This window comes from Streptomyces sp. NA02950 (assembly GCF_013364155.1).
Lineage (GTDB): Bacteria > Actinomycetota > Actinomycetes > Streptomycetales > Streptomycetaceae > Streptomyces.
Window position 1 is genome coordinate 6,586,076 of sequence record NZ_CP054916.1, and the last position, 26,217, is coordinate 6,612,292.

Consider the following 26,217-nt stretch of genomic DNA (forward strand, 5'->3'; position numbering starts at 1 on the left):
GGGCGACAGCCGAATGCGGCTGTCGCCCCGGCGGCACCCGTATGCGCGTCCCATACGAGCAGGAGAACCTGTGCCACACCGATCACCCATCGGCTACGAGTGGCAGCACGGCGCACTGCTGCGCGCCTCCACCGCTGCCGATGCGATACCTCTGCCCGACCTGGACCTGTACGGCGACGACGCGGCCACACAGAGCCGGGCATGGCTGGCCACGGTGTGGCGTGACCAGGTACCCGACGCGCTGGCCGCCGCCAGCCCCATCCTGTTTCAGCAGGTCACCGCGATCCTGGACGGCAAACGCACCGACGCCCGGCGTGTACGCCGAGCCGTCCTGTCGCTGGCCTCGTACCTGTTGCGCTGGAGCCACCGGCCCACACCCTTCGGCGTGTTCGCCGGGGTCGTCCCCGCAAAGATCGGCCAAGCCGCTCATGTGGCGTGGAGCGACAAGCAGCGGACCGTGCTCCGTGCAGACGCCGACTGGCTGACCGACGTCATCACCCGCCTCGAGCAGTCTCCCGGACTGCTGGCCCGATTGGACGTCGTCGCCAACAACGCCGGTCAGCAGCGCGGCAACCGGCACGTCGTGCCCGGCCTGCCGTCCGACGCCCACGCCAAGCTCCTGGCCCCGGTCGAGCTGTCCATCCGCCGCACCCGTCCTGTGGCCGCAGCCCTCACCGCAGCCGCGACGTCCGCCCCGTACAGCTCCCTGCTGCGCGGTTTAGCGGAGCTGTTTCCGGCCGCCCGCCCGGACCAGCTCTCCAGCCTCCTCGCCGACCTTCTGTCCAAGCACATCCTGATCAGCAGCCTTTGGCCGCCAATGACGTGCACCGACACACTCACCCACGTGTGCGATCAGCTGGAGAAAGCAGACGCCGCCAGCATCCCCGACATCGCAGACCTGGCGTCCCAGCTCGCCTCGATCCGAGACGGCGTGAACCACCCGGACACCGCCGCCCCGTGGACACCCGGCGCCCGGCTGACCCAGAGCATGCAGCATGTGAGTGCCACCGCCCGCGTGCCGCTGCTGGTGGACACCGTCCTGGACTGCGACGTCCAGATCCCCGAACATCTGGTGCGCGAAGCCGCCACCGTCATGTACTGGCTGACGCCGCACCCGTACGGCTATCCGCAGTGGCGGGACTACCACCAACGGTTCCGCGCCCGATATGGGGCCGGGGCGATGGTGCCCGTCCTGGACCTGGTGGCCGACAGCGGTCTCGGCCTCCCCGCCGACTACCTCGGCGCGGATCGCACCCGTGCCCCACGCCAACTGGTCGAGCGGGACGAGACCATCCTCACCCTGCTCCAGCAGGCCATGCTCGATGGCAGCCCCGAGATCGTCCTCACCAAGGCGACGGTCTCCAAACTCGCGGCCGGCGACACCGATCTCTTCCTCCCCGTTCCGCGGGCGGAGGTCGCGGTGGAGATCCACGCCTCATCGCTGGACGCCATCCAGCACTCCGACTACCGGCTGCTGATCACCGGGGCACCCCGTCCGGGCAGCAGCATGCTCGGGCGCTTCGCCCATCTGCTTCCCTCCGAGGCGCAGTCCGCTCTCGCGTCCAGCTACGCGACCACCAGCCCCGGAGCGATCCCCGCACAGCTGTCGTTCCCTCCGCGTCGCCGGCGCAACGAGAACGTCACCCGCACCATGCAGCTGCTGCCGCACGTCATCCCGCTGGGGGAGCATCCTGCGCCCGGCCGCGGCGTCATCCCGCTGACCGACCTGGCAGTCACCGCAGACGCCAGGCAGTTCTACCTCGTGCAGGTGTCCACCGGCCGCCGCATCGAGCCCCGCGTCCCGCACGCCCTGGAAGCCTCGGTCCACACGCCGCCCCTCGCCCGGTTCCTGGCGGAGATCACCACCAGCCGCTGCGCCGTGTACAAGGCGTTCAACTTCGGCGCCGCCGCGCGCCTGCCGTACTTGCCGCGTGTGCGGTACAAGCGGACCGTCCTCGCGCCCGCGCGTTGGCTGCTGGCCGCTGAGGACCTGCCCCGCCGCAGTGTCCCGATGCCCGACTGGGAGACCGCCCTGCACCGCTGGCGGGACAAGTTCCGCGTGCCCGACCGCGTGGCCCTGGTCGAGTACGACCAGCAACTGCCCATCGATCTGTCTCAGCGTTTGCACCGGGCGGTGCTGCGAGCCCGGCTGGATAGCACCCGCCGTATCGAGCTGCGTGAATCCCCGGGCCCGGAGGACCGCGCCTGGATCGGCCGCCCGCACGAACTGCTGATCCCCCTGAAACAGGCGAACACCGCGGGCCTCCGCTCTGAGCCACCCGCATTCACGGCACCGGCCGCAACCATCAGGGCTCTGATGCCGGGACGGGCGTCGATCCTGCACGCTCAACTCCACGCTCACTCACAGCGCTTCGGCGAGATCCTGACCGGACACCTACCCGGCCTGCTCGCTCAGTTCACCGACCCGCCACGGTGGTGGTTCCGCCGTCACCGCGACACCACACGGCCTGACTCCGACCAGCACTTGGCGCTGTACTTGCACCTACCGACTCCGGACGACTACGGCGCGTTCTCCGCCATCCTCCACGACTGGGCCGACGACCTGCACGACCAGCGCCTGGCCTCCCGCCTGGAGCTGGCCACCTACCGGCCGCAGTCCGGCCGCTACGGTCACGGTCCCGCCCTTGATGCAGCCCACGCGGTATTTGCTGCGGACTCGGCCGCCTGCATGGCGCAGATACGCCTCACGTCCGATGACAACCACACCGGCCACGCTCTCACCGCTGCGAGCATGTACGACCTGGCGACGCAGTTCACCGGCGACGCGGACCAGGCGGCCGACTGGCTGACCCGCCACCTGCCCCGCGAGCACGGCCCGCTGGACCGTGCGCTGCTGGGTCAAGCCCTCGCCCTGACCCACCCCGACGGGACGGCCTTGCGGTCCATCCCCAGCGGCCCGGACGTGGCCGCCGCCTGGCAGGACCGCGCCTCCGCCCTGCATATGTACCGCGACCACCTGGCCCGGCAGCGCGAACCCCACACCGTGCTGATGTCCCTCCTCCACCAGCACTACATCCGCGCGCTGCCCGTCGACCCCGACCGTGAACGCCTCACTGGCCGGCTCGTCCGAGCCTGTGCCCTGCGCCACCGGGAGAGCCAGCCGTGACCACCACAACCAGCCCCGCCACCGCTGCCGACTCCTTCGCCCGGCACCTGACCACGCCCACACCCCCACCCGAAGACAAACCCTGGGCCGCACAGTCACTGGCCGTCGGCGCAGCCGGTACCGCCCTGTTCCACATCGAACGAGCCCGCAGCGGCACCGGCACCTGGCAGCAGGCACACACCTGGATCAAGAGCGCCGTTGCCACCGAGGTCAGCGCCGCCGACACCAGCGGCCTCTACCTGGGCGCGCCCGCCGTCGCCTTCATGCTCGACTGCGCGGTCACCTCCGAGGTACCCCGCTACCAGGACGCCCTGTCCGCCATGGATGGACACATCACCAAGCTCGCCCACCGACGCGCCGACGCGGCCGAAACTCGGATGTCCAGCGGACGCCCGGCCAGCTTCCACGAGTACGACATCTTCTACGGGCTGGCCGGCATTGGCGCCTACCTCCTGCGCCGTGCCCCAACCGGACACGCGATGGAACGCGTCCTCACCCACCTCGTACGGCTGACCCTGCCCACCCGGGACCAGGGCTACGGGGAGCTGCCCGGCTGGTGGGTCGCCCACCACCCCGACCTCACCCCGTCCACCGTCCCCGATGGGCACGCCAACTTCGGCGCGGCCCACGGCATCACCGGCCCACTGCTGCTCCTCGCCCGCGCCCTGCGCCAGGGCGTGACGGTCGATGGCCACGAGGACGCCATCGACACCATCCTCGGCTGGCTCGACGCCTGGCGGCAGGACGGCCCGGCTGGACGCTGGTGGCCGGAACACCTTCATCTCGGCGAACTCCGCGCAGGCCTCCCCGCCCAGACCAGCCCGGCCCGGCCCAGCTGGTGTTACGGCACCCCCGGCATCGCCCGCGCCGGTCAGCTCGCCGCTATCGCCCGCCACGACACCGTGCGACAGCACTTGTACGAGACAGCCATGGCCCGGTGCCTGACCGACCCCGGCCAGCTGTCCACCATTGCCGACACGGGCCTGTGCCACGGCTGGGCGGGCATCTACCAGACTGCCTGGCGCGCGGCCCAGGATGCCGCGACTCCGGCCCTGTGTGCGGCCCTGGTCGGCTTGGCCGAAGCCCTGACCCGGCACGCCCACCCCAGCCCTGACCCTGGCCTCCTGCAAGGCGACGCGGGCACCGCCCTCGCCCTGACCACCGCAGCCCACGACGCTGTGCCGACCTCGGGATGGGACGCATGTCTACTGATCGACTGAACCAACCCGCCCGCTTGGAAGCGACCCTGCACGCCGTGCTGGAGATCCTGGCCGGTGCCAGCACGGACACCGCAGCAGCCCACGCCGGACTCGAACCGACCGATGTGGACGCCGCCGTCGCCGTCTACCAGCAGGCCGGACAGCGCGCGCTCGCCCAGCAGGCAGGGGCCCCGGGGTGGCGTCAGCTGTACGTCCAGTTCACCGACTGGAACAAGGCCGAGCAGATCGCCGGCGACCAACTCGCCCCCGTTCTGGACCTGGCCCAACAGGACAGGCTGATCACGGGCTGGTGGTTCATCCGTAAGCACCCGTGCTGGCGGATGCGATTACTCCCAGCCCCTGGGACGCAGTTCCCCCGGACGCTGGCCGACACACTGGACGAACTCGCCGCCAGCGGGCAAGTCCACCGCTGGTGGCCCGGCATCTACGAGCCCGAAACCGCGGCGTTCGGCGGCGACACCAGCATGACCATTGCCCACACCCTGTTTCACGCCGACAGCCGCTCCGTCCTCACATCGGCCCATGGCGAGCTCGGCCGCCGGGAGTTGTCGCTGCTGCTGTGCGCCACCCTGATGCGCGCCGCAGGATTGGAATGGTACGAGCAGGGCGACGTCTGGCACCGTGTCGCCCAAGAACGGCCCCTGCCCCCAGACGTACCGGCCACCAAAGTCCACGCCATGGCCGGGAGTCTGCGGCAGCTGCTCCTCGCCGACACCGGCCCCACCGACCCCATGCTTCAGTCGGACCGCACGCTCAAGCCCGCCGCCGACTGGGTCCGCGCGTTCCGGCACGCGGGAAGGGATCTCGGCACAGCCGCCCGGGACGGAATCCTCGACCGCGGCCTGCGGGAGGTCATCTCCTACCACGTGATCTTCCACTGGAACCGGATCGGCCTGCCTGCTCGCTCCCAGAGCGTTCTCGCTCACGCGGCACGCACCGCGATCCTGCACCTCGATGGCTTCACCGAAAGGCCGACGCCGTGACCGTGCCACACCCGCAGGAAAAGCTCCACCGGCTCGCCAGGCGGTTCCCGCTGGTCAGCCGGTCCCACCTCGTCTACCCCAGCTTCGCCACACGGGTCGCAGAGGTACACACCTGTGCGGAGAAGTCCACTCAGGACGGGCTACTCCTCGACCGGATCGACCTCGCGTGCGCCACCTGGAACCTGTCCGCACTGATCGCCTCCGACTGCGGGTTGACCGGCCTGGCGGAAGATCTGTGCTTGCGCCAGCTCCGCCTCTTCCAGCAGGCATGGCCCGTCACCGGGGACATCGCCATCAACTGCCTCCAGCCGATCGTGAACCTCGTACGCCTGACCGCCCGAGAGGGAGACCCGCGTGCCGCCTATCAGCAGCTGATGAGCGTGCACCGCGCCGTACACGACGGTGGCGCCGTGACCGTCCACGGCCATCCCATCGACCTCACGGGCTTCACCACCGGCGCGACGCTGGAGCACCTCCAGCCCTGGCTTCGCACCCTCCTGCTCGAAGACGGCACCCGGCTCCTTGCCGCCACCGGCCAATGGCCCCAAGCGGCAGAGCACGCGACCGCCTACGACAAGGCCCCTGAGCGGCTGCACGACAGCAGGCAGGCGCACGTCATGGCAAGCCTGCACACGGCAGCCCCCGATACAGCCAACTCCCTGATCGACAAAGCCACGATCACCGAACCATGGGAGAAAGCCGTCGCACAGGTCCTGCGCCAGTATGCCGACCACCTTGCGGGCCGTGCCACGGCGGAAGGGCTCACCACGGTGGTGCGCGCCGTGCGGGAGGCCCTGGAGCCGACCCCGCCGCACCTGCGCATGTTCCGGGTGAAGCTGGTCCTGGCGGCACTCGACCTGGCACCAGAAGGCTGCGAAGACCACGGGCAACCCCTGCACACCGCGATCGTCCGCGACACCACGCAGGCAGGCGATGCGTATGCTGCGCGCGAGATCCTGCGCCACCCCGTCCTATCGGCCAACGAGCGGTCACGCCGTGAGCTGGAAGCGATCGTCCGCGACGGCAAGCTCGGTCAGCGGGCCCTGCCGGAGTCGGTGCTGTCCACAATGATGCAAGCCGTCAGCACAGCGGGAACGAGCCTCGTTCACTGCCTCGCCGAGGAAGGGGCGGCGTCGCATTCGAGGCGGCCGGGTATCAGCTGAGGCAACGGGCCACCGCCGGTCAGCTGACGCGGGGTCCGGGGCGGACGTAGTCGTGACTGCGGCGCTCGGGAACTCCGGGCACCACCGGCAGCATGGGCTGGGACCGGTCGAGGGCCTGGGTCTGCGACTTCTTGTCCACGCAGAGAATGAGTGCCTTCTCCAACGGATCGAGTTAGAGGCCCACGACGTCGCGGACCCTGTCGATGAACAGCCGGTCCGTGGACAGCTTGAACGTCCGTGACCGGTGAGGCACCAGCACGAACGCACGCCAGATCCGCGAGATCTCCGACTGCGACATCCCGTGGCGGCCGCCATCGACCTGGTCGACCGGTGGGTCGCGTTCTTCGGCTTCTCCTCCAGCGCTTTGACGATGACCCGCTCGACGTCCACGCCGAGGATCTTCCGCGGGACACCCGGCCAGCGAATTGGGCTGACCTGCCCATGGTTCAGGGCTGGCGGGTGAGCCAGAGCCGGTCGGTGTCGTTGAAGATGCAAAGGGTAACGGTGCTGCCACTTTCTGTTTTTAGCCATTCCGCCCGAGAGTGCTGGATGAACAGTAGTCACTTTTTGAATGCCCATGGCGGGATGCTTGCAGGTATAGGCCCTGACGCGGGGCTTCGAAGGATCCGCTCTCCGGCCTTCATCGCCAAGCGGACTGATTGGTGCAAGTCGAACATCCTGAGATTGAGTGCGACACTCGAACGTTTTTGGCCATTATTGGCGTGATGACCGCTTGGGCCCTGCCGATGTGAAGATATGTTCGCTTGGCGATCGCGAGCACGACAGCGCTGCAACGGGGGGAAGGCGACTGCGCTTCCTCCGTCATGCCCGCATGTCCTTGTGTCATGCACAGCACATGGAGGTCCCGGAGTATGCACACACATCGCAAAGTGGTCGGTCTCCTCGCAGGAACCCTGCTGCTGGGATTCGTCGGCGCCATCCCGGCCCACGCCGAGGGCAGCCGCACCACCTACTTCACCGCTTGGCGCCAGGGTCATGAGTCCTCGCGTTGGAACGACAACAACAGGGACGGGGTCAGCACCTCGGTGGCCCTCAGCGGCTGCTCCACTGATGGCGCCGAGGGGTTCACGAAGGCCAACCTCAAGCTGTGGAAGAACCGCGACTTCCTTCCCGACACCGACAAGGGAACTCGCAAAAATCACTGCGGTCGATCCGCCTGGGGTGACCAGTCCTCCGGTAAGTACTACTTCGAGCTGTTCGGCTTCACCACTGGCGGCACGATGAGCGCCAGGAAGGTCGTCATCAAGTACTAAGACCCGCGGCCTGTAAGGCGCGTTTTCGCTGGCACTCCGGTACGGGCATGGCACGGTACCGGAGTGCCAGCCTGCATCGTTTCTCTCTACGACAGCTGCCTGGGATGGCGCAGGCGGCGGAATGTGCGACTCCATGGCCTTGGAATTCTGCGACGTCAGCTTCCGGTACAACCGGAAGACGACCGTGCTCGATGGCTTTGACCTGCGCATCGATAACCCGGCGACCGTACTGCTGGGCCCGAACGGAGCGGGCAAGTCAACGCTGATGGGGCTGGCCGCCTCACAGCTCAAGCCCCTTCACGGAACGGTTGCCTGGGGAGATCGCAATCCCGCCGACCGCAGAGACCTGAAGGCGTACCGCAAGGCAGTGGCCTGGCTACCGCAGCAGATCACGCCTGTCCCGGGCCTGACCGTGCGCGAGCAGGTCGCCTACGCCGGCTGGCTCAAAGGCATGAATCGCACTGACGCGTGGAGTGCTTCCGCGGCCACTCTCGCCCGTGTGGGGCTGAGTAAACTCGCCGATCGCCGGAGCCACCAGGTCTCCGGCGGCCAACTGCGCCGTATGGGCATCGCCGGAGCTCTTACGCATCGCAGCGAAATCATCCTCATGGACGAGCCGACCGCTGGCCTCGACCTCACTCAGCGCAAAGTCTTCCGGTCCCTGCTCGAGCAGCTTGCCGACGACGTCCACTTCGTCGTCTCCACCCACCAGACCGAAGATCTCGCCGACCTCTACCAGAACGTCGTCGTCCTGGACCACGGCACCGTCCGCTTCCATGGCACCACCGCCGAGTTCCATGCCACTACTGACAACGATCAGGGGCCACGCGAACGCGCGGAAGCGGCCTACGCTCGACTCGTGGGCGAGGAGATCTGACCGGTGTTGCTACGTACCGTTCTCCGATTCTCGTCGGGCACCCGGCTGCTGCCCTTCCTTATTGGCTTCATCGTCATCGCCCTGCGCGACAATCTCTCCGAGTGGGTCACTCCCCATTACTGGCTCTCTGTCAGCGGCAGCGCCAGCCTCGCCCTGACCTTCGTCGGCCCCGCCTGCGCCGGCGCTGCGGCTTGGGAGGGAAGCCGGGTCAGGCGGGCGCGCATCTTCGACCAGAGCACTGTCCGTTCCCCACTTGCCATAACTTTCCCTCTTCTGTTGCCCGTGTGGGCGATGGGTCTGATCGGCATGGCGACGGCTCTCGTGGTCTCCGCCACCGCAGCAGGCGTCGGCATCGGCACGCCGAACTTCGGAATCCTGGCAGTCGAAGCCGTACTGCTCGCGGCCAACACCCTGGTCGGCTATCTCCTAGGTCGACTTTGGGCCCCTGTCGTCGCAGTCCCCGCCACCTTGATCACCAGCTTCTTGGCCAATGCGTATCCGGCCTCCTGGAGCATCTTGTGGATCCGGCATTTGGTTGGTGGTGGGCTGAACGACTGCTGCTCGCTTGATCAGAATCTGGATATGTCGGCCGTGCAGAGCGCCATCACGTTCGGCGCGGCTGTCTGCCTGGCCGCTGCGGTACTCATCCACCATGGCAAGACCATCCCCGCTCTCCTCATCGCATCCGTGCTGGCCACCGGGGGATTCGCCCTCGGCGCCATCACCGCACACGGGATGGGAGCCGATCCGGTCACCCCCCGCCCGGCCAGCGCACTGATCTGCGATCACGGTCGGCCACGGATATGTCTGTGGCCCGAGATGAACCACCAAGCTGCCATGATCCGCACCGAGGGACGCAACGCCGCCGACAGGCTTCAAGAGGCGGGGGTCACGGTGCCCGCCACGTTGACCATGGCCGACCAACCTCAACGCGACGAGGCCAAGCTCGCGATCGACGCCGACACAAGCGCCAATGACGTCCGCATCGGCGTGGCGGCCGGCCTGATTCCGCAGTCACCCACCTGCGCGGAGAAAGGCGAGCCCTACCCAGCTGAAGTGGCTTACGGTCCCATCGGAGCGTGGCTCTCCCTCACTGCTGGAGCCTCACCCCGGACTCTCACAGAGCGAGTCACACCGTCAGAACTCACTCTCGCCCAGCATGTCATCAAACAGTCCCGAAAGGCCCAGCTTTCCTGGTACGAGCGCAACGCCCGTGCCATGCAATCCTGCAACGTACGGCCCGAGCTGGGCATCAACGGGAGCACAGCATGATCTGGTGGTTCAAGGCTCGCGCCGTTGCCTCGCTATCAGCGACCGTTGTCGTAACCAACGCGCTGGGGCTGCTCATGGGCAAAACCGAGCTACCCCTCCCCGTACTCACCGGCCAGTCCGGACACTTCCTCGTCGGCCACCTGATCACCCTGCTGCCAGCAGTGATGCTGCTCCACGGCATGGGGCGCGGTGACCTGCGCACCGAATACGTTGCCTGCCGCCCCGTACGGGCGTGGGACGCCGTCCTCGGCGCCGCCGTGGCCGCCACTGCGGCAGTGATGGCCGCCATTTGCTATGCCCTCGGCGCTGACAACATCGCGCTCGTTCTGGGGCGCAACATCGCCGGATACATCGGCTTGGCGCTGCTGCTGTTCCCCATGCTCGGCCACCGGATAGCAGCCGTCACCGTGGCCTTTGTGCCACTGTTGTGCGCCGCAGCCGGCTGGTCGAGCGACGGTCGCCCCGCCCCGTGGGCCTGGATTCTTTATCCTGCCGACTCCCTGGTCGCCCCGCTCATCACTGCGGTCCTTGTCCTTACGGGGGTTCTCCTGTGCCTCACCCGGCAAGTTCCCCTGCGGGCTGCACCATGACGCCCCCTCCTCTCGTCCGCTGCCTGCACAGGGCTGTAGGTCTACCCACAGATCTTCATCGGCCGGTGTGCAGGTGATCGCGTCGAGCGAGTGCCGGTTCACCGGCCGGGCGGTCACCGACTGCGGCGCTGGTGGGCGGACTACAGCGGGGGCATCGGGTTCGGTGATGACCCCGGTCGACTGCCCATGTGCGCAGGATCCGCCGGACTCCGTCGTGGTCCTCGATGAGTGGATGGTGACCGCAGGGCCCCTGGCGTAGCACCCGATCCAGGGCTTGCCTTCGACGGGGCCGGAATCAACGGCGCTGCATATGGAATGGCGTGCAGTGCGTAGAACCCGGCTGAGGCGGCCGGGACCAGGGGAGACGGTGTCGGACAGCTCGATGGCGGTGATGCCCCGACCAACGTTGAACGCCCGGATGTTGGGCCGGTGGCGTGGCGGTGGCTGGGGTTGATGGCTGGCACCGAGGTCGCGAGTTGCCCTCATCATCAATTGTCAGTGACCTCGTTGATCGCCTTGGACAGCCATCCGGGTGAGCGACTGATGCTTTTGGCGAAGGCGCGTTGGCTCAGGGTCGGATCGGCTTTCTTCGCCGCGTGCCATGCCCGCGCGGCGTCGGTGCGTTGTCGGCGGGCTGCGGTGTCTGGGACTCCGGCGTGAACGGCCGTCCGACGAGGCTCCCCGACACTGTTCGCGGAGGGCCTTTCATGGTCTTTGCGGCGGCCGTTCATGTACTGGTCGCGCCCTTCGTGCACGGGAGCGTTCGAGCCGTGCGCGGTGTCGTTTCTAGGTTTGACGTCCGTGTCGTTCGTGGAGCCCTGGGTCCCATTCACAGCCTCGATGCGGCCACCGTTCACGGCCATGCCCGCTGCCGCGTTCACCGGGACCCTGAACGGCGTGATCTGCGGGATTGTCGATTTGCCGTCACCGTTCACGGGGCCCGTTGCATCACTGTCTCCACCGTTCACGGCTTGGTCGTTCCCGCTGTTCATCGGGGGTTGGGAACGCCCCGCCGAGCTGCGGTTCACGGTCTCGTCTCGCCGTGCGTGAAAGGTCGTCTCGTCCGCCCCGCCATCACCGTTCACGGTCCTGTCGGCGGCGCGTTCGTCGCCGTGAACGCCGGAGTCGGGATCGCGACTTGCGTGGTCGAAGAGGTGGTGCGGTACCCGCGGCTCCTGCTCCATGAGGGCCGGCACCGCGGAGTACAGGCCAATGTGCTCGGCGAGGCTGAGCGGGCGTCCGTCGTGGTTGAACGCGCCGTGCCGGGCGGCTGCGACCAGGGCCCGCCGAGCTCGGGTCTTCGCCAGCCAGGCCAGCGGGCGGGAGCTGCGGGTGCGTGCGCGGGCGACGTGCACGGCGGTGGCACCAAGTCGCCGGTCACTGTTGTCGGTGTGGGCGCGCCGCTCGGGCGCGAGCCCGCGCTCCCACAGGAGACCGGCGAAGGCAGGGGCCAGGAGCCGGATGAAGACGACGACGAGAGTTTGCCAGCCGCTCTGACCGGCCGGGGCGCCGACGGCCGCCTCAAGGGCGGAGACGAGGGATGAGGCGGCGACTGCGGTCCACATCAGCGTGGCGTCGGCCCCGCCGGTGCCCCCGTCGAGGATGTTGGCGCGGGCTCGGATGCCGCAGGCGACGATGGCGCCCTCGATGAATCCCAGCGTCAGCAGGGTGACCGGGACGGCCACGCATTCGGGGACGCCTGCGGAAGCTACGGCGGTCTGGGTGACGGGCCACATGCCGACCAGGCTGGCCCCGCTGGCCATGGTGGCGATGGCGTACGTGAGCCGGTCCGCGGTGCGGCGGGCACGTACGACGCGGGCCCGCCGCACCGACTCCTCCTCGTTCTCGCCTGGCGTCTGGTTGCAGTCGGGGGACGTGCTGCTGGAGGCGGCGGGAGGCCGATGGCGCCTGCGCAGGAAGAGCGCGGCGAAGACCACCAGGAGCAGAGCGACGAAGGCGGCCACGACCGCCGTCACGATGTCGCTGGTGACCCATTGGGTAATGGTGGTGTCCATGAGTGTCTTCGTCGTCTCTCTCGTGGTCGGCGGGGGTTGGAGTCAGATGAGAGGGGTGTGGTCTGGAAGGCGGCCCTCGCGGCGTGGCGGGCCCTTGCGGTGGTCGGTATCGCCGTCGCAGATCTTGTGGCGGGCCGGAGCTGTGGGGCCGGTGACGAGCACGCAGCGAGCCTTGAGATCAGCGCCCCCGGCTTCTCGACGTGCCTTTGACCGTTGCTCCTGCCTCGTATCGGGTACGCAGCTCGCGCGTGGCGTCGTGTTCGGGCCGCGAGCAGGAGGGGCGTTGCCCAGGTTCATGCGGCGGACTCCCATTCGTGGACAGCATCGATATGCGCGCGGACCAACTCGTCGTAGGAGCGCTCGTCGTTGGCGGTACGGAAGATGAGGCGCCCGTCGGTAGCGACATGCCATTCGGGGACAGTCAGGCCCGTATCCGGGTCATGAAGGCGGCCGTCGGACACGAGCCATTGCGTACGTCGCTGGGGCGTGACCTCGTCGGCGCGCTCGGTGGGAGCCGGGACCGTGCGGCCGCCCTGAACGACCACGATGGCTGGGGCTCGGCGCTCAGCACGGCGTTCCAGGGCGTCGCGGTACGCCGCAGGTTCGGCGGAGTGGAGAGCCTTTCGGCGCGCTCCGATGCCGGCAGTGCCGTAGCGCTGCGCGATGTCGTCCCAGCCCTGTGCGGGGGTGGCCTCGGAGGAGGGAAATGCGTGGTCGTCGGCCTGCTGTCCCACGCCTTCCAGAGCGCGCGGCGTCAGGGCCCATGTCTCGGCCGTCTTCCGGACCAGCCCGGCTTCCGCCAGGCGCCTCAGCGTCCGGTAGGCGGCGGTACGGGACACGGACGACGACGCGGCCAGCTGGGACGCGGTCTGATCAGGGCGGGAGTGCAGGGCTCCGATCACCATGAGGGTGGCACCGCCCAGCCCGTGCCGGGCGAAGGCGTCGTGTGCCATCAGGTCCCCGATGACGACGGAGTCCACGTCTGGGGTGTTACTTGGCGGGGGCGTCTCACCTGCAGACCACTCAGCGCCCCCCCCAATCGGAGACTTGAGGAGTGGTCCATCCCTGAGACAGGGAGGCGGTGCGTTTTTCGGGGGAGAGGCGGGGGCCTTCGCTCAGGTACCAGGTGGACCCCTCCGAACCGTGTCCGGTCCGGATCCGGGTGAGCCAGCCTTCCGGCTTCAAGATGGTTTCATAAGCTCGCGGTGTGCTGGCGGCCTCCGGCCCGTTCAGCGAACGTCAGGTGCGCACGGAGCGTGCGAAGGGCCGTTCGGCGCCGCTCGCCGGGCCATGGCGTGGTCTCCATGCGGTCCCGCTGTGCGGCAAGATCCTCATGGGCATGGTGGCGGGACTCGATCGTCCGCGTGGTCGCCACCTTTTCGGAGGCACTGGCCCAGATGCGGGCGAGGGTGCCATGCGCGCCGGCGAGGCCGGAGCGGGCCGCTATCGTCCGAAGATGGCGGCCGCCCTCATGGTCGGGGTGCATCAGCAGCTCGGTGAGCCGGCTCAAGGTCCCGCCGGAGCGGGCGATGTAGCACGCGATGGCGGAGGTGATGCGGTGTCCGTGCTCCGCCGCGCCATGGCGGTCCGCACGGAGGGCAACTGACCGGCCGCTCTTGTCCAGTTTGCTGTAGGCGCCAGTGGCGTATCGGCCCGTGAGGTTGCCGTGCAGGATGAGGTCGGCCGCAGCCTTCGGCAGTCCGTGCAGCCCCAGGCGGGTGGACTGATGGGTTGTGACTGCCTCTGAACGTGTCCTCCGCGAGGGGGGTCTCACTGCGGCGGATTCGCTGTGAGGGTGCGGTTTGGAGTCGCGCTGTGGCACTCTGGGGCCGTCCCGTAAGGACATGGACGATCACCCTGTGGGCCCGCCAAGACCGAGGGCGGCGTCCGGAACCGACTTCCCATCGGTGCCAGCGAAGCCTCCAGGATGGCCGTCCTGGAGGCTTTCGTATGTCTGGCTCCGGTCGGAGGCTGGCGTCCCCATCGCAGCGGTCGGCGGGTCGATCCCGGGTCGAATCAGAGGGCTTTCCTCTGATTGCCTTGGACCGTCTCTGCAACCTGTCCTAGCAGGTCACACCCGATCCGACTCCCGTTGGCACAGGTCAGAGAGGTGGGGCGACAGAACCCGGCGTACAGGCCGACTCGTCCGCCGCCACCTGCGACTCTGGCCTGGAAAGGGCCTCTGACCTGCGTCGGAGGCCCTTTCCGATCTTTCATGGGCTTGCCGTCTTACACGGCGGAAAGTCCCTTGGAAGTCCCTCCGACAGCACTGAAAGTCCCTGAAAAGTCCCAGGAGCGGAGGGGTGGGGGACGCCTCTGAGCTGGTTCGGATCGACGGGGCACGACGTTGGCGAACGCCTCGCTTGCCACGAAGATGATCGCGGCCAGCACCTCACGGTCCCCGTATCGGCGCCGACCCCGCCCTGCGGCCGCGATGGAGCAGGTGGGAGCACTCGCTGGAACAGCTCCCACAACCCGTCCGGCACCATGCGCTCGACCATCACCACACGGTGCAGACCACCCAGCACTCCAAATGAGACGACGTCTAAAGACCAAGGGCGACTTCTTCGTCGCTGCGTACCGGGCCGCCACCGAGGTCCTGTTCACCGAGGTCAGCCGGACCATCGAGGTCACCGAGCCCAGCGACGACCCCGCGGGATGCTGAACGCCGCGAGGCGTACCTGCTGCCGACTGTTGGCCGCCGACCCCGGCCCGGCCCGGGCGCTCGTGGTCGAGTCGGTCGCCTGCCCGGCGATCCGCAAGGTACGGGCCGAGTGCCTCACGGCGTGGGCCCAGTTGATGGAAGGGCTGGTTAGTAGGTTGCTGCGATGCTGCTCAGCAACACAACGGCGCTGATCACCGGTGCCAGCGGAAGTCTCCTGAACACGCACGCAGCGGAGTGCCTTACCGGTGATAAGAGCTCAGCGCCTGGGCAGGGCCTGTTGGTGGTCACTCGTCGGAAAACACGTGCGTGGTGCGTCGATAGGGCCGGGAGACCGCAGCCAGCCGGTGCGGGGTCCACAGGTCGTCCCGCTCATTCAGACTCATTTCGCCTGAACGGCGCAGCAGCCAGATGACCTCGAACTGGAAGTGCAGCACCGCATCGCCGGCGACCCGTTCCAGCAGGCGGGACGCCAGTCTGATCATTTCGTCCTGCTGGTCGGAGTGCTCACTTGATCTGGCGAGTTCGAACATTACGGATACGTTCGGACTAAACCCGAGATCGGTGAGCACAGGGTGCCGCGGATCTGATCTCTCTTCACCCACGCGAAGCCACAGTCCAGTCGTGGTCACCGCACCCTCGTCGACTAGCAGTTCGGGGGTGACTGACGCGTCGAACAGATCGAGAGACCGGGCTACGTCACACATTTGCCAGGCGACCTGCAACACGGTTTTCTCCGTCGCTGCCATGTCGAGACTATAGGAAATTGACATGCGGATTACCCTTCTCGCAAGTTCTAGGGAAAGAGGTGCAATACGTTGCCTTCTTTATCGATGGCAATTACCTCTTTGAGTCCTGGGGTTGGCCAGTCGTGCAACTGGGCGTACATCTTGGATACGTCGACAGAACTGTCCCTCAAGTTCAGCACGACCCGTTCAGTTTGCAATTTTTCGACCTTCTTCTCCATCTCCCTGGCGATGTTGCGGGCGTTGCCACTGCTGGGCGAATAGCAGTCGAAGACCTTGTCATTGATTTTATAGTCGGGGTTCCTGCTCCCGGGCACTTGAGGTGCATGCTCGACGTCGTAGCCATGCTGAGCCAACCTGTCGGCCGCCTCGTTCTGACGGCTCAGCGCACGGCGCGTCTCAGGGTCTGCCTTCTTGGATATGGACTCTGGATTGCCCTGCGCCTTGGCATTTGGGTCGGGGTCTCGCTTAGGCAGGGTGTGACCGGGGTCGTTGGGTGCTCCCTTGCTTCCACCCTCTCCGCCGGAGGGAGCGTGGCTGCCGCCGTCCGGTCCGTCCCCAGAGCTACCTTCGGTACCAGGGCCGTCGTGGTCACCACCGCCTGCCCCGTCGTGTGCAGGCGCGTCAGGGCTGTCGGCTGACGGGCCGTGGTGTCCGCCTGTGCTGTGCCCATCGCCGTGGCCGCCGGAGGGGCCGTCACCGTGCCCGCCGGAGGAGCCATCGCCGTGCCCGCCGGTCGACGGACGATCGTGCCCGTCGGCGCCGGGGTCGCCACCGTGCCGCCCGGTGGAAGTCTCGTGGTGGGCGGAGGGGCCGTCGCCGGTGTGTGCGTGGGCGCGTGGTGGCTGGTGGTCCGCGCCGCTCCCGACCGTGGCCTTCTCGCGCTCTCGTGCTCTCTCGTGTGCGGGGTGGTCTTCGGGCAGGGAGTGCTGGGGGTGGTTGCTTTCCTTCCTGGCGTCCTTGATGTCGTGGATGATCTCGCCGTTTTCCGCGTGGCGGATGTTTCCGTGGTCGTCCAGGACCGTCGGAGGCCGGCCGTCCCGGTCCGGCAGGCGTACGCCCGCGTCGCGCGGGTGGGCCAGGTCGTCCGCGGCGTCCACGGTGCGGTCCAGGTGAGGTGCATCGCCCCAGTGAGGGAGGCGTTTGACGGCCGCCAGCACCTCGGAGGCTTTCGGGAGTGCGGCGCGGGCGGCCCTGGTGCCGGCCGTGAGGGAATCGGCGACCTTTGTGACCTTCGTGACCTCTGCCAGGCGGCTGCCCTTGGCCATTTTTCCTAGCTTGGAGGCTATGCCGAAGGGCGTTAAGTTGTAGAGGACCTGGCCTCCCGCACGGACCGGGTCCTTGTCCCACTCGTCCCACGCCACGAAGCCCTTGAGGGCCTCGCGGAATGCCTTCTTCTGTTCGTTGTCGCCGTTGCCCCCGCCGATGGTCTTGGACATCGCCCAGTCATACGGCCAGGTCGTGTACTGGCCGAGGCCGCTGAAGGTGTCCCCCAGCGCGCTCCAGGCCTGGGAGGCTTTGTCGCCTCCGTGCCAGCCGACGAGGGTGGCGAGTCCGTCGAGGTCGCCGCCGAAACCGTCGATGCCGAATCCCTTGGCCGCGCTTGCACCCCAGTAGTCAAGCTCCCAGACGCGGTGGGTTTCCTTCTCCGGGGTACCCCAAGGCAGGTCCTTCACCTTGTCCAGATCACCGGCCCGGTACCCGTACATACCCCGTTTACCGGAGCCGTCGTCGACGGTGTAGTGGGTGGAGCCGAAGAAGCGCTCGCCGATCTTGTTGGCCGCGCGGCGTTCGGCCGCCTGGAAGGCCGCCACCGCGACATTCACGTCGTGCAGCAGGCCGGAGTGCTCGGCTATCTTCTTCTCGTCGTCCTTCCAGTGCTCGTCGTCCTTGACCTTCTCGACGAAGGCTGCGGCCCGGTGCTTGAGCCGCCGCAACTTGCTTTTGATGGGGCGGACTTCATCGGCGTAGTCCGACAGCGCTGCCGCGATCTTCTCCAGGTCGTCGGCGATGACGTCGGACATGTCGCGCACGGGCGTGGTGGTGTCGAAGAGCTGCTGGGCCTCGGGGGCGTGGTAGACACCGGACAAACTCTGGAACTTGGAGTGGACGTCGGCGCCGGTGGTGCGGAACTTTCCCGCCTGCTTCTTCAGCGCGGAAGCATCCTTCTCCAGCTGCTCCAAGTCGCCCTTGAACTGGGGGATGGCATGGGGGTCGATCATTTGGCGCCCTTCTTCCCCGGGCTGTCGAGATCGATGTAGGGCGCTTTGAGTGCCTCATCCTGCGCGTTGGCCGCCATGTCCAAATCCCCCTTGTTGTATTCCTCCGTGGCGTCCACGGCGCCCTGCAGCGACTTGTCCGCGCGGGCCACGATGAAGGCGAGGTCCGACTGCTGGGCCGAGGCGTACTGCCCCAGGGTCACGCCCACCAGGCCGACCTCAGGCGTCTCGCTCTCGCCTCCAAAGTCCAACGTCCCGGCCGCTTTCATCGCGCTCTCCAGATGAGAGCTGATGGACTTGAGCTCGTCCTTGAAATGCCCGGCGGTGCGTCCGGCTTCCCCGACGACGCGGCCCACGCCCGCCGCGTCGATGTTCCATTTCGTCATGATCCGCCCCGACTCCTCTCCGGAGCACGCCGAGTCGAACGCGTTCCGCCTTATGCCACTGATGTCTGCTGTGAAAGGTCCTTTGCGCTATGCGTCCTGGCTGCGCAGGTGCCCCAGGAGTGAATGCAACGTTGCCCAGTTGGCCGGGGAGTCGACCTCTCCCAGGCAGAAGTACCGGCCTGGTCTGCGTCGCGCTCCGATGGGCCGCGGCGGCTGGGGAACCGGCACCTTGTCACTTCGGGCACCGGCCCTGTGGGTTTCCTCCGGGCCGAGCGCCAGGGCGAGCGGGATAGGCGGTGTCTCGAAACTCGCCGGAGCGTTCACGTCCCGCCGCCCGGTCCGCACATGGAACAGGGCCGAACGGAGATGGTGGTGGGAAGCCAGGTCGTCGGCGAGGCCGGCGAGTGCGTCGAAAGGTGGTTCCTCGTCCTTGCCGTAGCCGATCCCGAGGGTGATGTCCTCTTCCACGCCGTCCGCGGTACGCAGGGCGTGCAGGGCGGCGATGGCCGGACGGTCCGGCGCGCCGACGACCACCAGCCGAGTGGGCCGGGGGGCGCGTTCCCGCGCGAAGTCGGTGAGATTGCGTCGGGACCAGGGCAGGCCAGCCGGCTCGGCCGTGCCCCAGGCGGCCGGAGTGGCACCGGTCAGGTGCCGCCAGGCGGCCTCCAGCGGTCCGCCGAGCACCAGGTGTTCATCGGCCCGGTGACAGGTGCGGATGGACAGCAGCAGCTGACGCTCGTCCGGGTTGGGCACGGGGGTGTAAGCCGCCGCTGCGCCGGCTCCACCGGTCTCGCGGGAGCTGGTCGTGAGGGGAGCGAAGGAGTCGCCCTGCCAGCGCAGTACCGCTCCGGTCAGACCGTCGTAGTAGTCCCCGGTCTCCTCCCGCACCACCCAGCGACCCTGAACTTCGGCCAGTGCGAGGCGGGCGGGGAGCGTCAGCAGCGTATGGGGCGGGGTGACGATCTGCACCTGGCGGTCCTCCGCCGCAGCGGAGAGCAGCGCATTCACCAGCCAGGAGGACAACGCGAGAACCGGACGGTCCTGAAAAAGGACCGCTGCGGTGTCGGTCAGGACATCCACCGCCGGTTGCTCAGGGTGCGGAGGGGAAGGAGCCTGCACGCCGTGGGTGTCCACGACGCCGATCCCCTCCTCTGCGGCCTCCGGCGGCCACAGCGTGCCGCCCAGCATGGCGACCAGGCGCCCGGCCACTACCGAGGCAAGGCGTTGCGCCTGGTCCGTGGCGACCGTCGCACGGACCTCCGTCCACCACACCGACTCGCCCAACTGATCCGCCCGCACACCGAGAAGACGCTGCGCTTCGTGCGGCACGGCAAGCAGCATCGGGGACTCGATGGAGACCAGCGGATGCCCGTCGTCATCGGTCAGTTGCACCACAGCTCCCTCGCCGAGGGTCTGCAAGCGCAGGTCAGGTCCACCCGACAGGAGAGCGGCCGCGATGGTCCGCGGGTCCGGTAACTGCTTGGTCAGAGCGATGACGTCCTTCGTCATGACGCGGCCTCGTGGCTGTCGGACGGTCCGTGCCAAGGGGTGCGGCAGCCGATGACGCTGTGCTTCCTGCCTGCTGTCAGCTGAGCCAGACTGTTGTGGCCGACGGCCGGCTCACCACAAGGAATACAGGCTGCCCTCAGTGGCGTGGCCGATCCGATTCTGCCCGCGTCGAACTTCATGCGCCCGCCCCCCGGTCACGAAACCGCACCGCATGCTTTGACCACCTTCTCCGGAGCGGTGCTTCCCCCGGAGCCCCTCCTCCACCATAGATCACGACCATAGGTCACGGCGCGTCAAGAACAGGCCCCCGTAGGCGCATACGCAGGTGACACCATGGGGCGGAGTTTTGGCGCCACCCCATGCACGCCCGACGTCTGCGTGGTGAGCTAGTCGCAGGCTGGCCGGTTGAGCAAAGGCCCGGGCAACGCTGAGTGCCAACTCCGCAACGGGTCTGGATGCCGCGTTGTACGCGGAGTGTGGATCGCTTGTCCCTAAACGTGAAGTCACGCGGTTGGATCGCAGCAGCAAGGTCTTCACCGCTACTGGCGTGTCCTTATGCGAGGAGATGCTTGAGTTCCTCCAGTTGCAGGCGCGCGTCCGGGGCGGCGATATCCCCGCTGAAGTGGACGCCCTCGGAGGCCAGGATGTCCGCCGGGGTGTCTGTGCGTGTCGGGTCGGTCCAGCGGAAGCCTGTGCTGACCTTTCCCGCTGAGGTGAGGATTCGCCACGGGCTGGGGCAGTGTCCGCATGTGGCGAGGTGGGTGCCGACAGGGACGGCGTGGCTGCCGATGTGGGTTGCCACATCGCCGTACGTGGTCCAGCGTCCGGAAGGGATGGCTGCCAGCAGGGCGTGCAGGCTCGTCCAGTCCTTCCGGGTGTCGAGTGTGGCTCCGCGGAGCTGCTCGGCGAGGGCCGCAATGTCGGTCCCCGCCAGTGACGCCCACTCGTCGGGGTCGACATTGTCCGGGATGTGGTCGGGGTCGACGTCCCACCAGGTTGTGCCCTGGATGCCGTCGGGTTTTCGTCCAGTGACGGCCCTGAAGATGTGGTTGGCCAGCCCGGTCGGTGTGTAGGACTTAGAAGCCGTATCTCAACCGATCTTGGAACGTGTGGATCGAACGGAGTTCCTGGGCGGGTGATCTTCCGGCGGTACGCGCATGAAGGCAGGGCCTCCTGGTAGCTCGGGGGTGCGACCCCATTCCGAGCGGTTCCCGGAGGCCCTGTTGTCGTTGTTGTACGCGCCCGAGCCCGTTGACTTCAACTCGCCCGCCGTGTCGTGCGATTGCCTCGCGCACGTGTACGGCAACGCGGCTGATCATCCCGATCGGGTTCGCCGGTATCCGTCGGACATGACGGACGCGGAGTGGGCGGCCATCCGGCCGTTGCTGCCGGTGCCGGCCTGGCTTCAGGGGCGGGGCGGACGGCCCGAGGGCTACTGCCACCGGCAGCTGCTGGACGCGGTCCGCTATCTGGTCGCGGGCGGGATCTCGTGGCGGGCGATGCCCGCGGACTTCCCCGATTGGGGCCGGGTTTACGCTTTCTTCCGCCGCTGGCGCGAGCACGGACTGATCGCCGAGTTCCACGACCGGCTGCGCGGGAAGCTCCGTGAACGCGAGGGCCGCGAGGCCGAGCCCACGGCCGGTGTCATCGACGCGCAGTCGGTGCGGGCCGCCGCGACGGTGCCGGCTTCCTCACGCGGCTACGACGGCGGAAGAAGGTGCCGGGCCGCAAACGGCACATCGTGACCGACACCCTCGGTCTGCTCCTGGTCGTCGCGGTCACCGCCGCGAACATCGGCGACCGCGACGCCGCGGCGGGCCTGCTGAGGCGGCTGCGCCGCCTGCACCGCGACATCACCCTCGTCTGGGCCGACGGCGGCTACACCGGCAGCCTCGTCGGCTGGTGCCGGGACAAACTCGCTCTGACCTTGGAGATCGTCAAGCGCACCGACGACATGACAGGGTTCGTGGTGCTGCCGAGGCGGTGGGTGGCAGAGCGCACGTTCGCGTGGCTGATGAACTCCCGTTGTCTGGCCCGGGACTACGAGACCCTGCCCGCCACCAGCGAGGCGATGATCCGGTGGTCGATGGTCACGCGGATGAGCCGCCGTCTGGCCCGGCCACGGGCCGACGGCCCGCACTGAAGGCCCCCGACGCCTCCAGGAGAAGCCACCCGCGCTCCGCCAGGCGCCGGGCTTTCGACCGCAGCCCCTCGACCTTCGCCGGCGTCGCATCAAGGCCCAGCTCCACCGCGATCTCCTTGGCTCGAAGCGGCCCCTGCCCCGTGGATCGCTGCTGTTCCAGCACGCCCAGAATCCGCTGATAGTCCGGCGCCAGAACCGTCACCGGCAGTCCTTCCCGCCAGGGCGGCACCGTCGAGCCCGGCACCGGCGCGAGCGACGGCGCCGCTTCCTCCTCCGCCTCGGTCGTGGTCACGGCAGCGGACTCGGCCGCAGCAACTGCCAGGGCCTCGAGCAGTTCCTCCCGCGCGATCACCCGCCGGTCCAGCTCGATCTCCGCGGCCTCCAGCACCTCAGCCAACCGCGCGACTTCCTCCCGCAAGCCCTCCACCCGCACGCGGGCAGCCGCCTCTCGCTCCTCCAGCATTCCCAGCACCGACGCCACCGCGCACCCCTCGACCATGAAGCGGACACAAGACGTTGCGATGCCTCCCTCAACCTGAGCGAGACCATGCCTGACCAGCAGGAATCAAAGAGTCACGTTCGGTTGAGATACGGCTTCTCAGCTAAGGCACCCCCCGCGCGGCAAGATGCGGAAGTCTCCCGATGCGGCGCCCTCGCCTTAGAGACGACGTTGGAAGCACGACAAGAAACCCAGCTCCCAGCTCGTCCAAGGAGACCGCATGCTGCACCACGAGTTCCAGGCCGCCCGCCACGCCGAATTCCTTTCCCGCGCCGCGCGGCACCGCCTGGTCCGCGAGGCCAAGCGAGCCAAGCGGGCCGCGAAGGCCGAGCGGGCCGCGAAGGCGGCCCGTACCGACGCCGACAGCCGCAAGCAGTACCGTCGCGCCGCGTGACGGAGCAAGGGCGTCGCGTGGCCGGGCACCCGGCCGCAGCGGCCCGGTCCCCCGCCGACCTCGAAAACGCTGTCCCCGACCACGTACGAGATGCGATGCTCAGCACCGTGCACAGTAGTCACACAAGCCCCGTCTTCGTGGGCCGCGGCGCCGAACTGACCGCCCTCGGCGAGGCCCTGTCCCGGGCGGACGCCGGGGAGCCCGGCGCCCTCTTCATGGGCGGCGAGGCCGGTGTCGGCAAGACCCGGCTGCTTCGGGAGTTCCTCGGCCGGGCCGCCGCCGACGGGGCCGTCGTCGCCCTCGGCGGCTGCGTCGAAACCGGCGCCGACGCCCTGCCGTACCACCCTGTCTCGGCCGCCCTGCGCTCCCTGCGCCGCCAGCTCGGCGCGGAGCTTCACGCCGCCGTCGCCGGCCAGGAGGGCGAGCTCGCCCGGCTCCTGCCCGAGCTCGGCGAGATGGACCGGGACCGCCCGGAAACCGACGGCCGTGCCCGGCTTTTCGAGCTCACCGTCCGCCTCCTCGAGCACCTCGCCGCGAACCGGACCCTCGTCCTGGCCCTGGAGGACCTGCACTGGGCCGATCGCTCCACCCGCGAGCTGCTCAGCTATCTGCTGCGCGCCCTCACCGACAGCCGCCTGCTCATCGTCGCCACCTACCGCGCCGACGACCTGCACCGCCACCACCCGCTGCGCCCTGCCCTCGCCGAGTACGAGCGGCTGCGCACCGTCACCCGACTCGAACTGCCCCGTTTCGACCGCTCAGAGGTCCGCCGCCAGCTCGCCGCCATCCACGGCGAGGCCCCGCCCGAGCAGGTGCTGGACCGGGTCTTCGAACGCTCCGAGGGCAACGCCTTCTTCGTCGAGGAGCTGGCGTGCAGCATCCTCGGCGGCTCCCCGGGCGGCATCAGCGACTCCCTGCGCGACCTTCTGCTGGTCCGGGTCGAGGCACTGCCGGACGAGGTGCAGCGCGTGGTGCGGACCGCCGCCGAGGGCGGCTCCGAGGTGGAGTTCGGGCTGCTGGCCACCGTCACGGGGCTCGCCGAGGACGAGCTGATCGAGACCCTGCGTACCGCCGTCGGCGCCGCCGTCCTGCAACCCTCCGACGAAAGCGAGTCCTTCCGCTTCCGGCACGCCCTGATGCGCGAGGCCGTGGCCGGCGATCTGCTGCCCGGCGAGCGCTCCCGGCTCAGCCGCCGCTATGCCGAGGCGCTGGAGGCCGACCCCACGCTCGTACGGTCCGAGGAGCGGGCCGGTCGGCTGGCCGGCTACTGGTTCGACGCCCGCGACCCCGCCAGGGCGCTGCCCGCCGTGATCGCCGCGGCGGCTGCCGCCCGCGGCCGGCACGCGTTCGCCGAACAGCACCATCTGCTGGAGCGGGCGCTGGAGCTGTGGGACGACACCCCCGAGGAGCTGCGCCGCCGGACGATGCGGCAGGGCGTCGACGACGGCCTGCGTCCGGCCATCTCGCCGGACATGCCCGGGGACTTCGTGGACCTGCTCGCCGCGATCACCGTCGCCGCCCGCCTCGCGGGAGAGCGGGAGCGGGCGCTCGCCATCTGCAAGCGGGCGCTGCGCGAGCTGGAGGACGACGACCCGCTGCGGGCGGCCTGGTTCTGGACCGAGCGCTACCAGCTCATGCGCGACCTCGCCCGCTCCGACGGCTGGGACGAGATCGCCCACGCCCAGAAGCTGGTGAAGGGCCTGCCGCCGTCCGTCGTACACGCCGATGTGCTGACGCATGCGGCGTACTGGTACGCCGTGCACCAGCCGGGGCCGACGGCGATGGAGACCGCGGAACAGGCGGTGGAGCTCTGCCGGGTGACGGGCGCGGAGATCACCGGCCTTACCGCGCGGCTCACCCTGGCCTGGCTCACCATCCACTCGGGCGACGTCGAGGCCGGGCTCGAGCAGGCTCGCGCCGTGTGCGCCCGGGATCTGGAACCGGGCAACGCCAACGTCCTGCTGCGTGGCTACGGCGGCCTGTCCACAGCCCTGCACGGCCTCGGCCGCTACGGCGAGGCCGTCGAGATCGCTGAGCGGGGCAGCGGCCTTGCCGATCGGCACGGGCTGCCGGACACGGCCTCGTTCATCGACGCCAACCTCGCCGAATCCCTCATCCAGCTCGGCCGGTGGGCCGATGCCGACGACGTGGTCGAGCGGGCTCTCGGCCGCCGCGGGGTGAGCGTGCGTATCCGCGCGCTGATCGCCGAGCGGAGGGCCGAACTCGCCTTGGTCCGGGGCGCGTACGGTGAGGCCCGGTGCCGGATGGAGGAGTCCGACGGCAGCACCACCGGTCCCTACCCGGAGCCGCAGCACACGCTGGCCATGGCCCGGATCGCCATCGCGCTGGCGTCCGCCGACGGGCGGATCCTCGACGCCCGCTCCCTGCTGGACACGGCGGTCGGCGAGGCCATCCCGCCCGACCACCAACGTTACGCCTGGCCGCTGTTGTACGAGGCCGCGGCGGCGGAGGCGCGGACCCGTGGGCTCGCGGTGGCCGAACCGGGGCGCAGGGCAGCGGTGGAGCGGATACGCAAGGCGATGAAGGGCCAGCCCGAGTTCGTACCGCAGTGGGCCGCGCAGGCCCTGATGACCGAGGCCGAGCTGCTCACCGCCGAGGGCCGGGACGCCACCGCCCGCTGGATGGAGGCCGTCGCCGCCACCGAACAGTTGGAGGCCCCGGCCCTGCTGGCCACCGCCCGGTTGCGGCTCGCGGAGGCCCTGATCATCCAGGGCGGCAACGGGTCCCGCACCGCGGCCGGTGAGCTGCTGCGGCAGGCCGATGCGGCAGCACGCGAGCTGGGCGCGGCGCCGCTCGAGACGGAGATCACCACGCTCGCCGGCCGCGCCCGGATCCCGTTGCGGCAGGCCGACGGGGAGGCGGCCCCGCCCCCGGCGCCGGCGGCGGCGCTGGGGCTGACCGTCCGGGAGCGGGACGTGCTGCGACTGGTCGCCGCCGGGCGGAGCAACCGGCAGATCGCCGAGGAGCTGTTCATCTCGCCGAAGACGGCGAGCGTGCATGTCTCCAACATCCTGGCCAAGCTGGGCGCTTCAGGCCGGGGGGAGGCCGCGGCCATCGCACACCGGCTGGGGGTTCTCGACGAGTGACGCTTCACTGAGGGTCACAGCACGACGGGGC

Annotated in this window: 21 protein-coding genes and 2 pseudogenes; 13 read left to right on the forward strand and 10 right to left on the reverse strand. The window is 68.8% G+C overall.

Translation table 11 applies throughout. The annotated features are described in order from the left end of the window. Positions 1–70: 70 nt before the first annotated feature. From HUT19_RS28940 to HUT19_RS28955, 4 genes are read left to right on the forward strand one after another with little or no spacing between them, the layout of a single operon-like run. Positions 71–3,127, forward strand: coding sequence for a lantibiotic dehydratase (locus HUT19_RS28940; protein WP_176183258.1), 3,057 nt, complete (start codon positions 71–73; stop codon positions 3,125–3,127). Further along, positions 3,124–4,347 (forward strand): lanthionine synthetase C family protein, encoded by a 1,224-nt coding sequence (locus HUT19_RS28945; RefSeq protein WP_176183259.1) that lies wholly within the window; start codon positions 3,124–3,126, stop codon positions 4,345–4,347. The genes HUT19_RS28940 and HUT19_RS28945 overlap by 4 nt, the downstream gene beginning before the upstream one ends. Then, positions 4,329–5,330, forward strand: a complete 1,002-nt coding sequence (locus HUT19_RS28950) for a thiopeptide-type bacteriocin biosynthesis protein (protein WP_176183260.1) — start codon at positions 4,329–4,331, stop codon at positions 5,328–5,330. The genes HUT19_RS28945 and HUT19_RS28950 overlap by 19 nt, the downstream gene beginning before the upstream one ends. Then, positions 5,327–6,493: a hypothetical protein gene (locus HUT19_RS28955; protein ID WP_176183261.1), complete on the forward strand. Its 1,167-nt coding sequence runs from the start codon at positions 5,327–5,329 to the stop codon at positions 6,491–6,493. Before HUT19_RS28950 ends, HUT19_RS28955 begins: the two co-directional genes overlap by 4 nt. A gap of 34 nt (positions 6,494–6,527) precedes the next feature. Here HUT19_RS28955 and HUT19_RS28960 read toward each other — a convergent pair. Beyond that, positions 6,528–6,841 (reverse strand): annotated as a pseudogene (locus tag HUT19_RS28960) (IS630 family transposase); the annotation flags it as partial. A 524-nt stretch (positions 6,842–7,365) separates the two neighbouring features. Between HUT19_RS28960 and HUT19_RS28965 the strand changes: the two are divergent. From HUT19_RS28965 to HUT19_RS28980, 4 genes are all read left to right on the forward strand, one after another. Continuing rightward, on the forward strand, positions 7,366–7,767 hold the full coding sequence (locus HUT19_RS28965) for a hypothetical protein (RefSeq protein WP_176183262.1): 402 nt from the start codon (positions 7,366–7,368) through the stop codon (positions 7,765–7,767). Between the two features lie 133 nt (positions 7,768–7,900). Next, the gene (locus HUT19_RS28970) at positions 7,901–8,644 is read left to right on the forward strand and encodes an ATP-binding cassette domain-containing protein (RefSeq protein WP_176183263.1); all 744 of its coding nucleotides are present in this window, start codon (positions 7,901–7,903) and stop codon (positions 8,642–8,644) included. A 3-nt stretch (positions 8,645–8,647) separates the two neighbouring features. Then, positions 8,648–9,916 carry a hypothetical protein gene (locus tag HUT19_RS28975; protein ID WP_176183264.1) on the forward strand — a complete coding sequence of 423 codons (1,269 nt, stop codon included), beginning with the start codon at positions 8,648–8,650 and terminating at the stop codon, positions 9,914–9,916. Then, positions 9,913–10,506: a hypothetical protein gene (locus tag HUT19_RS28980; protein ID WP_176183265.1), complete on the forward strand. Its 594-nt coding sequence runs from the start codon at positions 9,913–9,915 to the stop codon at positions 10,504–10,506. The genes HUT19_RS28975 and HUT19_RS28980 overlap by 4 nt, the downstream gene beginning before the upstream one ends. A 488-nt stretch (positions 10,507–10,994) precedes the next feature. On the opposite strand, the gene HUT19_RS28985 is transcribed toward HUT19_RS28980, so the two are convergent. Both HUT19_RS28985 and HUT19_RS43320 read right to left on the reverse strand, forming a co-directional pair. Continuing rightward, entirely contained in the window at positions 10,995–12,521 is a 1,527-nt protein-coding gene (locus tag HUT19_RS28985) for a hypothetical protein (protein WP_176183266.1), read from the reverse strand. Positions 12,522–12,814: 293 nt separating this feature from the next. Next, on the reverse strand, positions 12,815–13,501 hold the full coding sequence (locus HUT19_RS43320; protein WP_254885846.1) for a MarR family transcriptional regulator: 687 nt from the start codon (positions 13,499–13,501) through the stop codon (positions 12,815–12,817). Positions 13,502–13,728: 227 nt separating this feature from the next. Between HUT19_RS43320 and HUT19_RS43325 the strand changes: the two genes are divergently transcribed. Then, the gene (locus HUT19_RS43325) at positions 13,729–14,127 is read left to right on the forward strand and encodes a hypothetical protein (RefSeq protein ID WP_254885847.1); all 399 of its coding nucleotides are present in this window, start codon (positions 13,729–13,731) and stop codon (positions 14,125–14,127) included. A gap of 755 nt (positions 14,128–14,882) precedes the next feature. Here HUT19_RS43325 and HUT19_RS28995 read toward each other — a convergent pair. After that, a pseudogene (locus HUT19_RS28995) lies at positions 14,883–15,022 on the reverse strand (IS5/IS1182 family transposase); the annotation flags it as partial. 32 nt (positions 15,023–15,054) lie between these two features. On the opposite strand from HUT19_RS28995, the gene HUT19_RS44050 reads away from it, so the two are divergent. Continuing rightward, positions 15,055–15,186, forward strand: coding sequence for a hypothetical protein (locus HUT19_RS44050; RefSeq protein WP_303332216.1), 132 nt, complete (start codon positions 15,055–15,057; stop codon positions 15,184–15,186). A 284-nt stretch (positions 15,187–15,470) separates the two neighbouring features. On the opposite strand, the gene HUT19_RS29000 is transcribed toward HUT19_RS44050, so the two are convergent. The 5 genes from HUT19_RS29000 to HUT19_RS44365 all read right to left on the reverse strand — a co-directional run bounded on the left by HUT19_RS29000 (position 15,471) and on the right by HUT19_RS44365 (position 21,100). Further along, positions 15,471–15,956 (reverse strand): SitI3 family protein, encoded by a 486-nt coding sequence (locus HUT19_RS29000; protein ID WP_303332217.1) that lies wholly within the window; start codon positions 15,954–15,956, stop codon positions 15,471–15,473. Positions 15,957–15,979: 23 nt separating this feature from the next. Further along, positions 15,980–18,151, reverse strand: a complete 2,172-nt coding sequence (locus HUT19_RS29005) for a hypothetical protein (protein WP_176183268.1) — start codon at positions 18,149–18,151, stop codon at positions 15,980–15,982. Beyond that, complete coding sequence (locus HUT19_RS29010; RefSeq protein WP_176183269.1) at positions 18,148–18,534, reverse strand: DUF6507 family protein; 387 nt, start codon at positions 18,532–18,534, stop codon at positions 18,148–18,150. Before HUT19_RS29010 ends, HUT19_RS29005 begins: the two co-directional genes overlap by 4 nt. An 87-nt stretch (positions 18,535–18,621) precedes the next feature. Next, positions 18,622–20,043 carry a DUF6177 family protein gene (locus tag HUT19_RS29015; protein WP_254885848.1) on the reverse strand — a complete coding sequence of 474 codons (1,422 nt, stop codon included), beginning with the start codon at positions 20,041–20,043 and terminating at the stop codon, positions 18,622–18,624. A 553-nt stretch (positions 20,044–20,596) separates the two neighbouring features. Then, positions 20,597–21,100, reverse strand: a complete 504-nt coding sequence (locus HUT19_RS44365) for an MGMT family protein (protein WP_176187437.1) — start codon at positions 21,098–21,100, stop codon at positions 20,597–20,599. A 292-nt stretch (positions 21,101–21,392) separates the two neighbouring features. On the opposite strand from HUT19_RS44365, the gene HUT19_RS29025 reads away from it, so the two are divergent. After that, positions 21,393–22,186 (forward strand): IS5 family transposase gene (locus HUT19_RS29025; protein WP_254885850.1). Its coding sequence is split into 2 segments (ribosomal slippage): positions 21,393–21,753 and positions 21,753–22,186, totalling 795 coding nucleotides; the frame shifts between segments, so codons are not numbered across the junction. On the opposite strand, the gene HUT19_RS29030 is transcribed toward HUT19_RS29025, so the two are convergent. Next, positions 22,134–22,685 carry a hypothetical protein gene (locus HUT19_RS29030; protein ID WP_176183270.1) on the reverse strand — a complete coding sequence of 184 codons (552 nt, stop codon included), beginning with the start codon at positions 22,683–22,685 and terminating at the stop codon, positions 22,134–22,136. The genes HUT19_RS29025 and HUT19_RS29030 overlap by 53 nt on opposite strands. A gap of 220 nt (positions 22,686–22,905) precedes the next feature. Here HUT19_RS29030 and HUT19_RS29035 point away from each other — a divergent pair, with 220 nt between their 5' ends. Then, positions 22,906–23,079 carry a hypothetical protein gene (locus HUT19_RS29035; RefSeq protein ID WP_176183271.1) on the forward strand — a complete coding sequence of 58 codons (174 nt, stop codon included), beginning with the start codon at positions 22,906–22,908 and terminating at the stop codon, positions 23,077–23,079. A gap of 107 nt (positions 23,080–23,186) precedes the next feature. Beyond that, complete coding sequence (locus HUT19_RS29040; RefSeq protein WP_368661716.1) at positions 23,187–26,186, forward strand: AAA family ATPase; 3,000 nt, start codon at positions 23,187–23,189, stop codon at positions 26,184–26,186. The last annotated feature ends 31 nt before the right edge of the window (positions 26,187–26,217 follow it).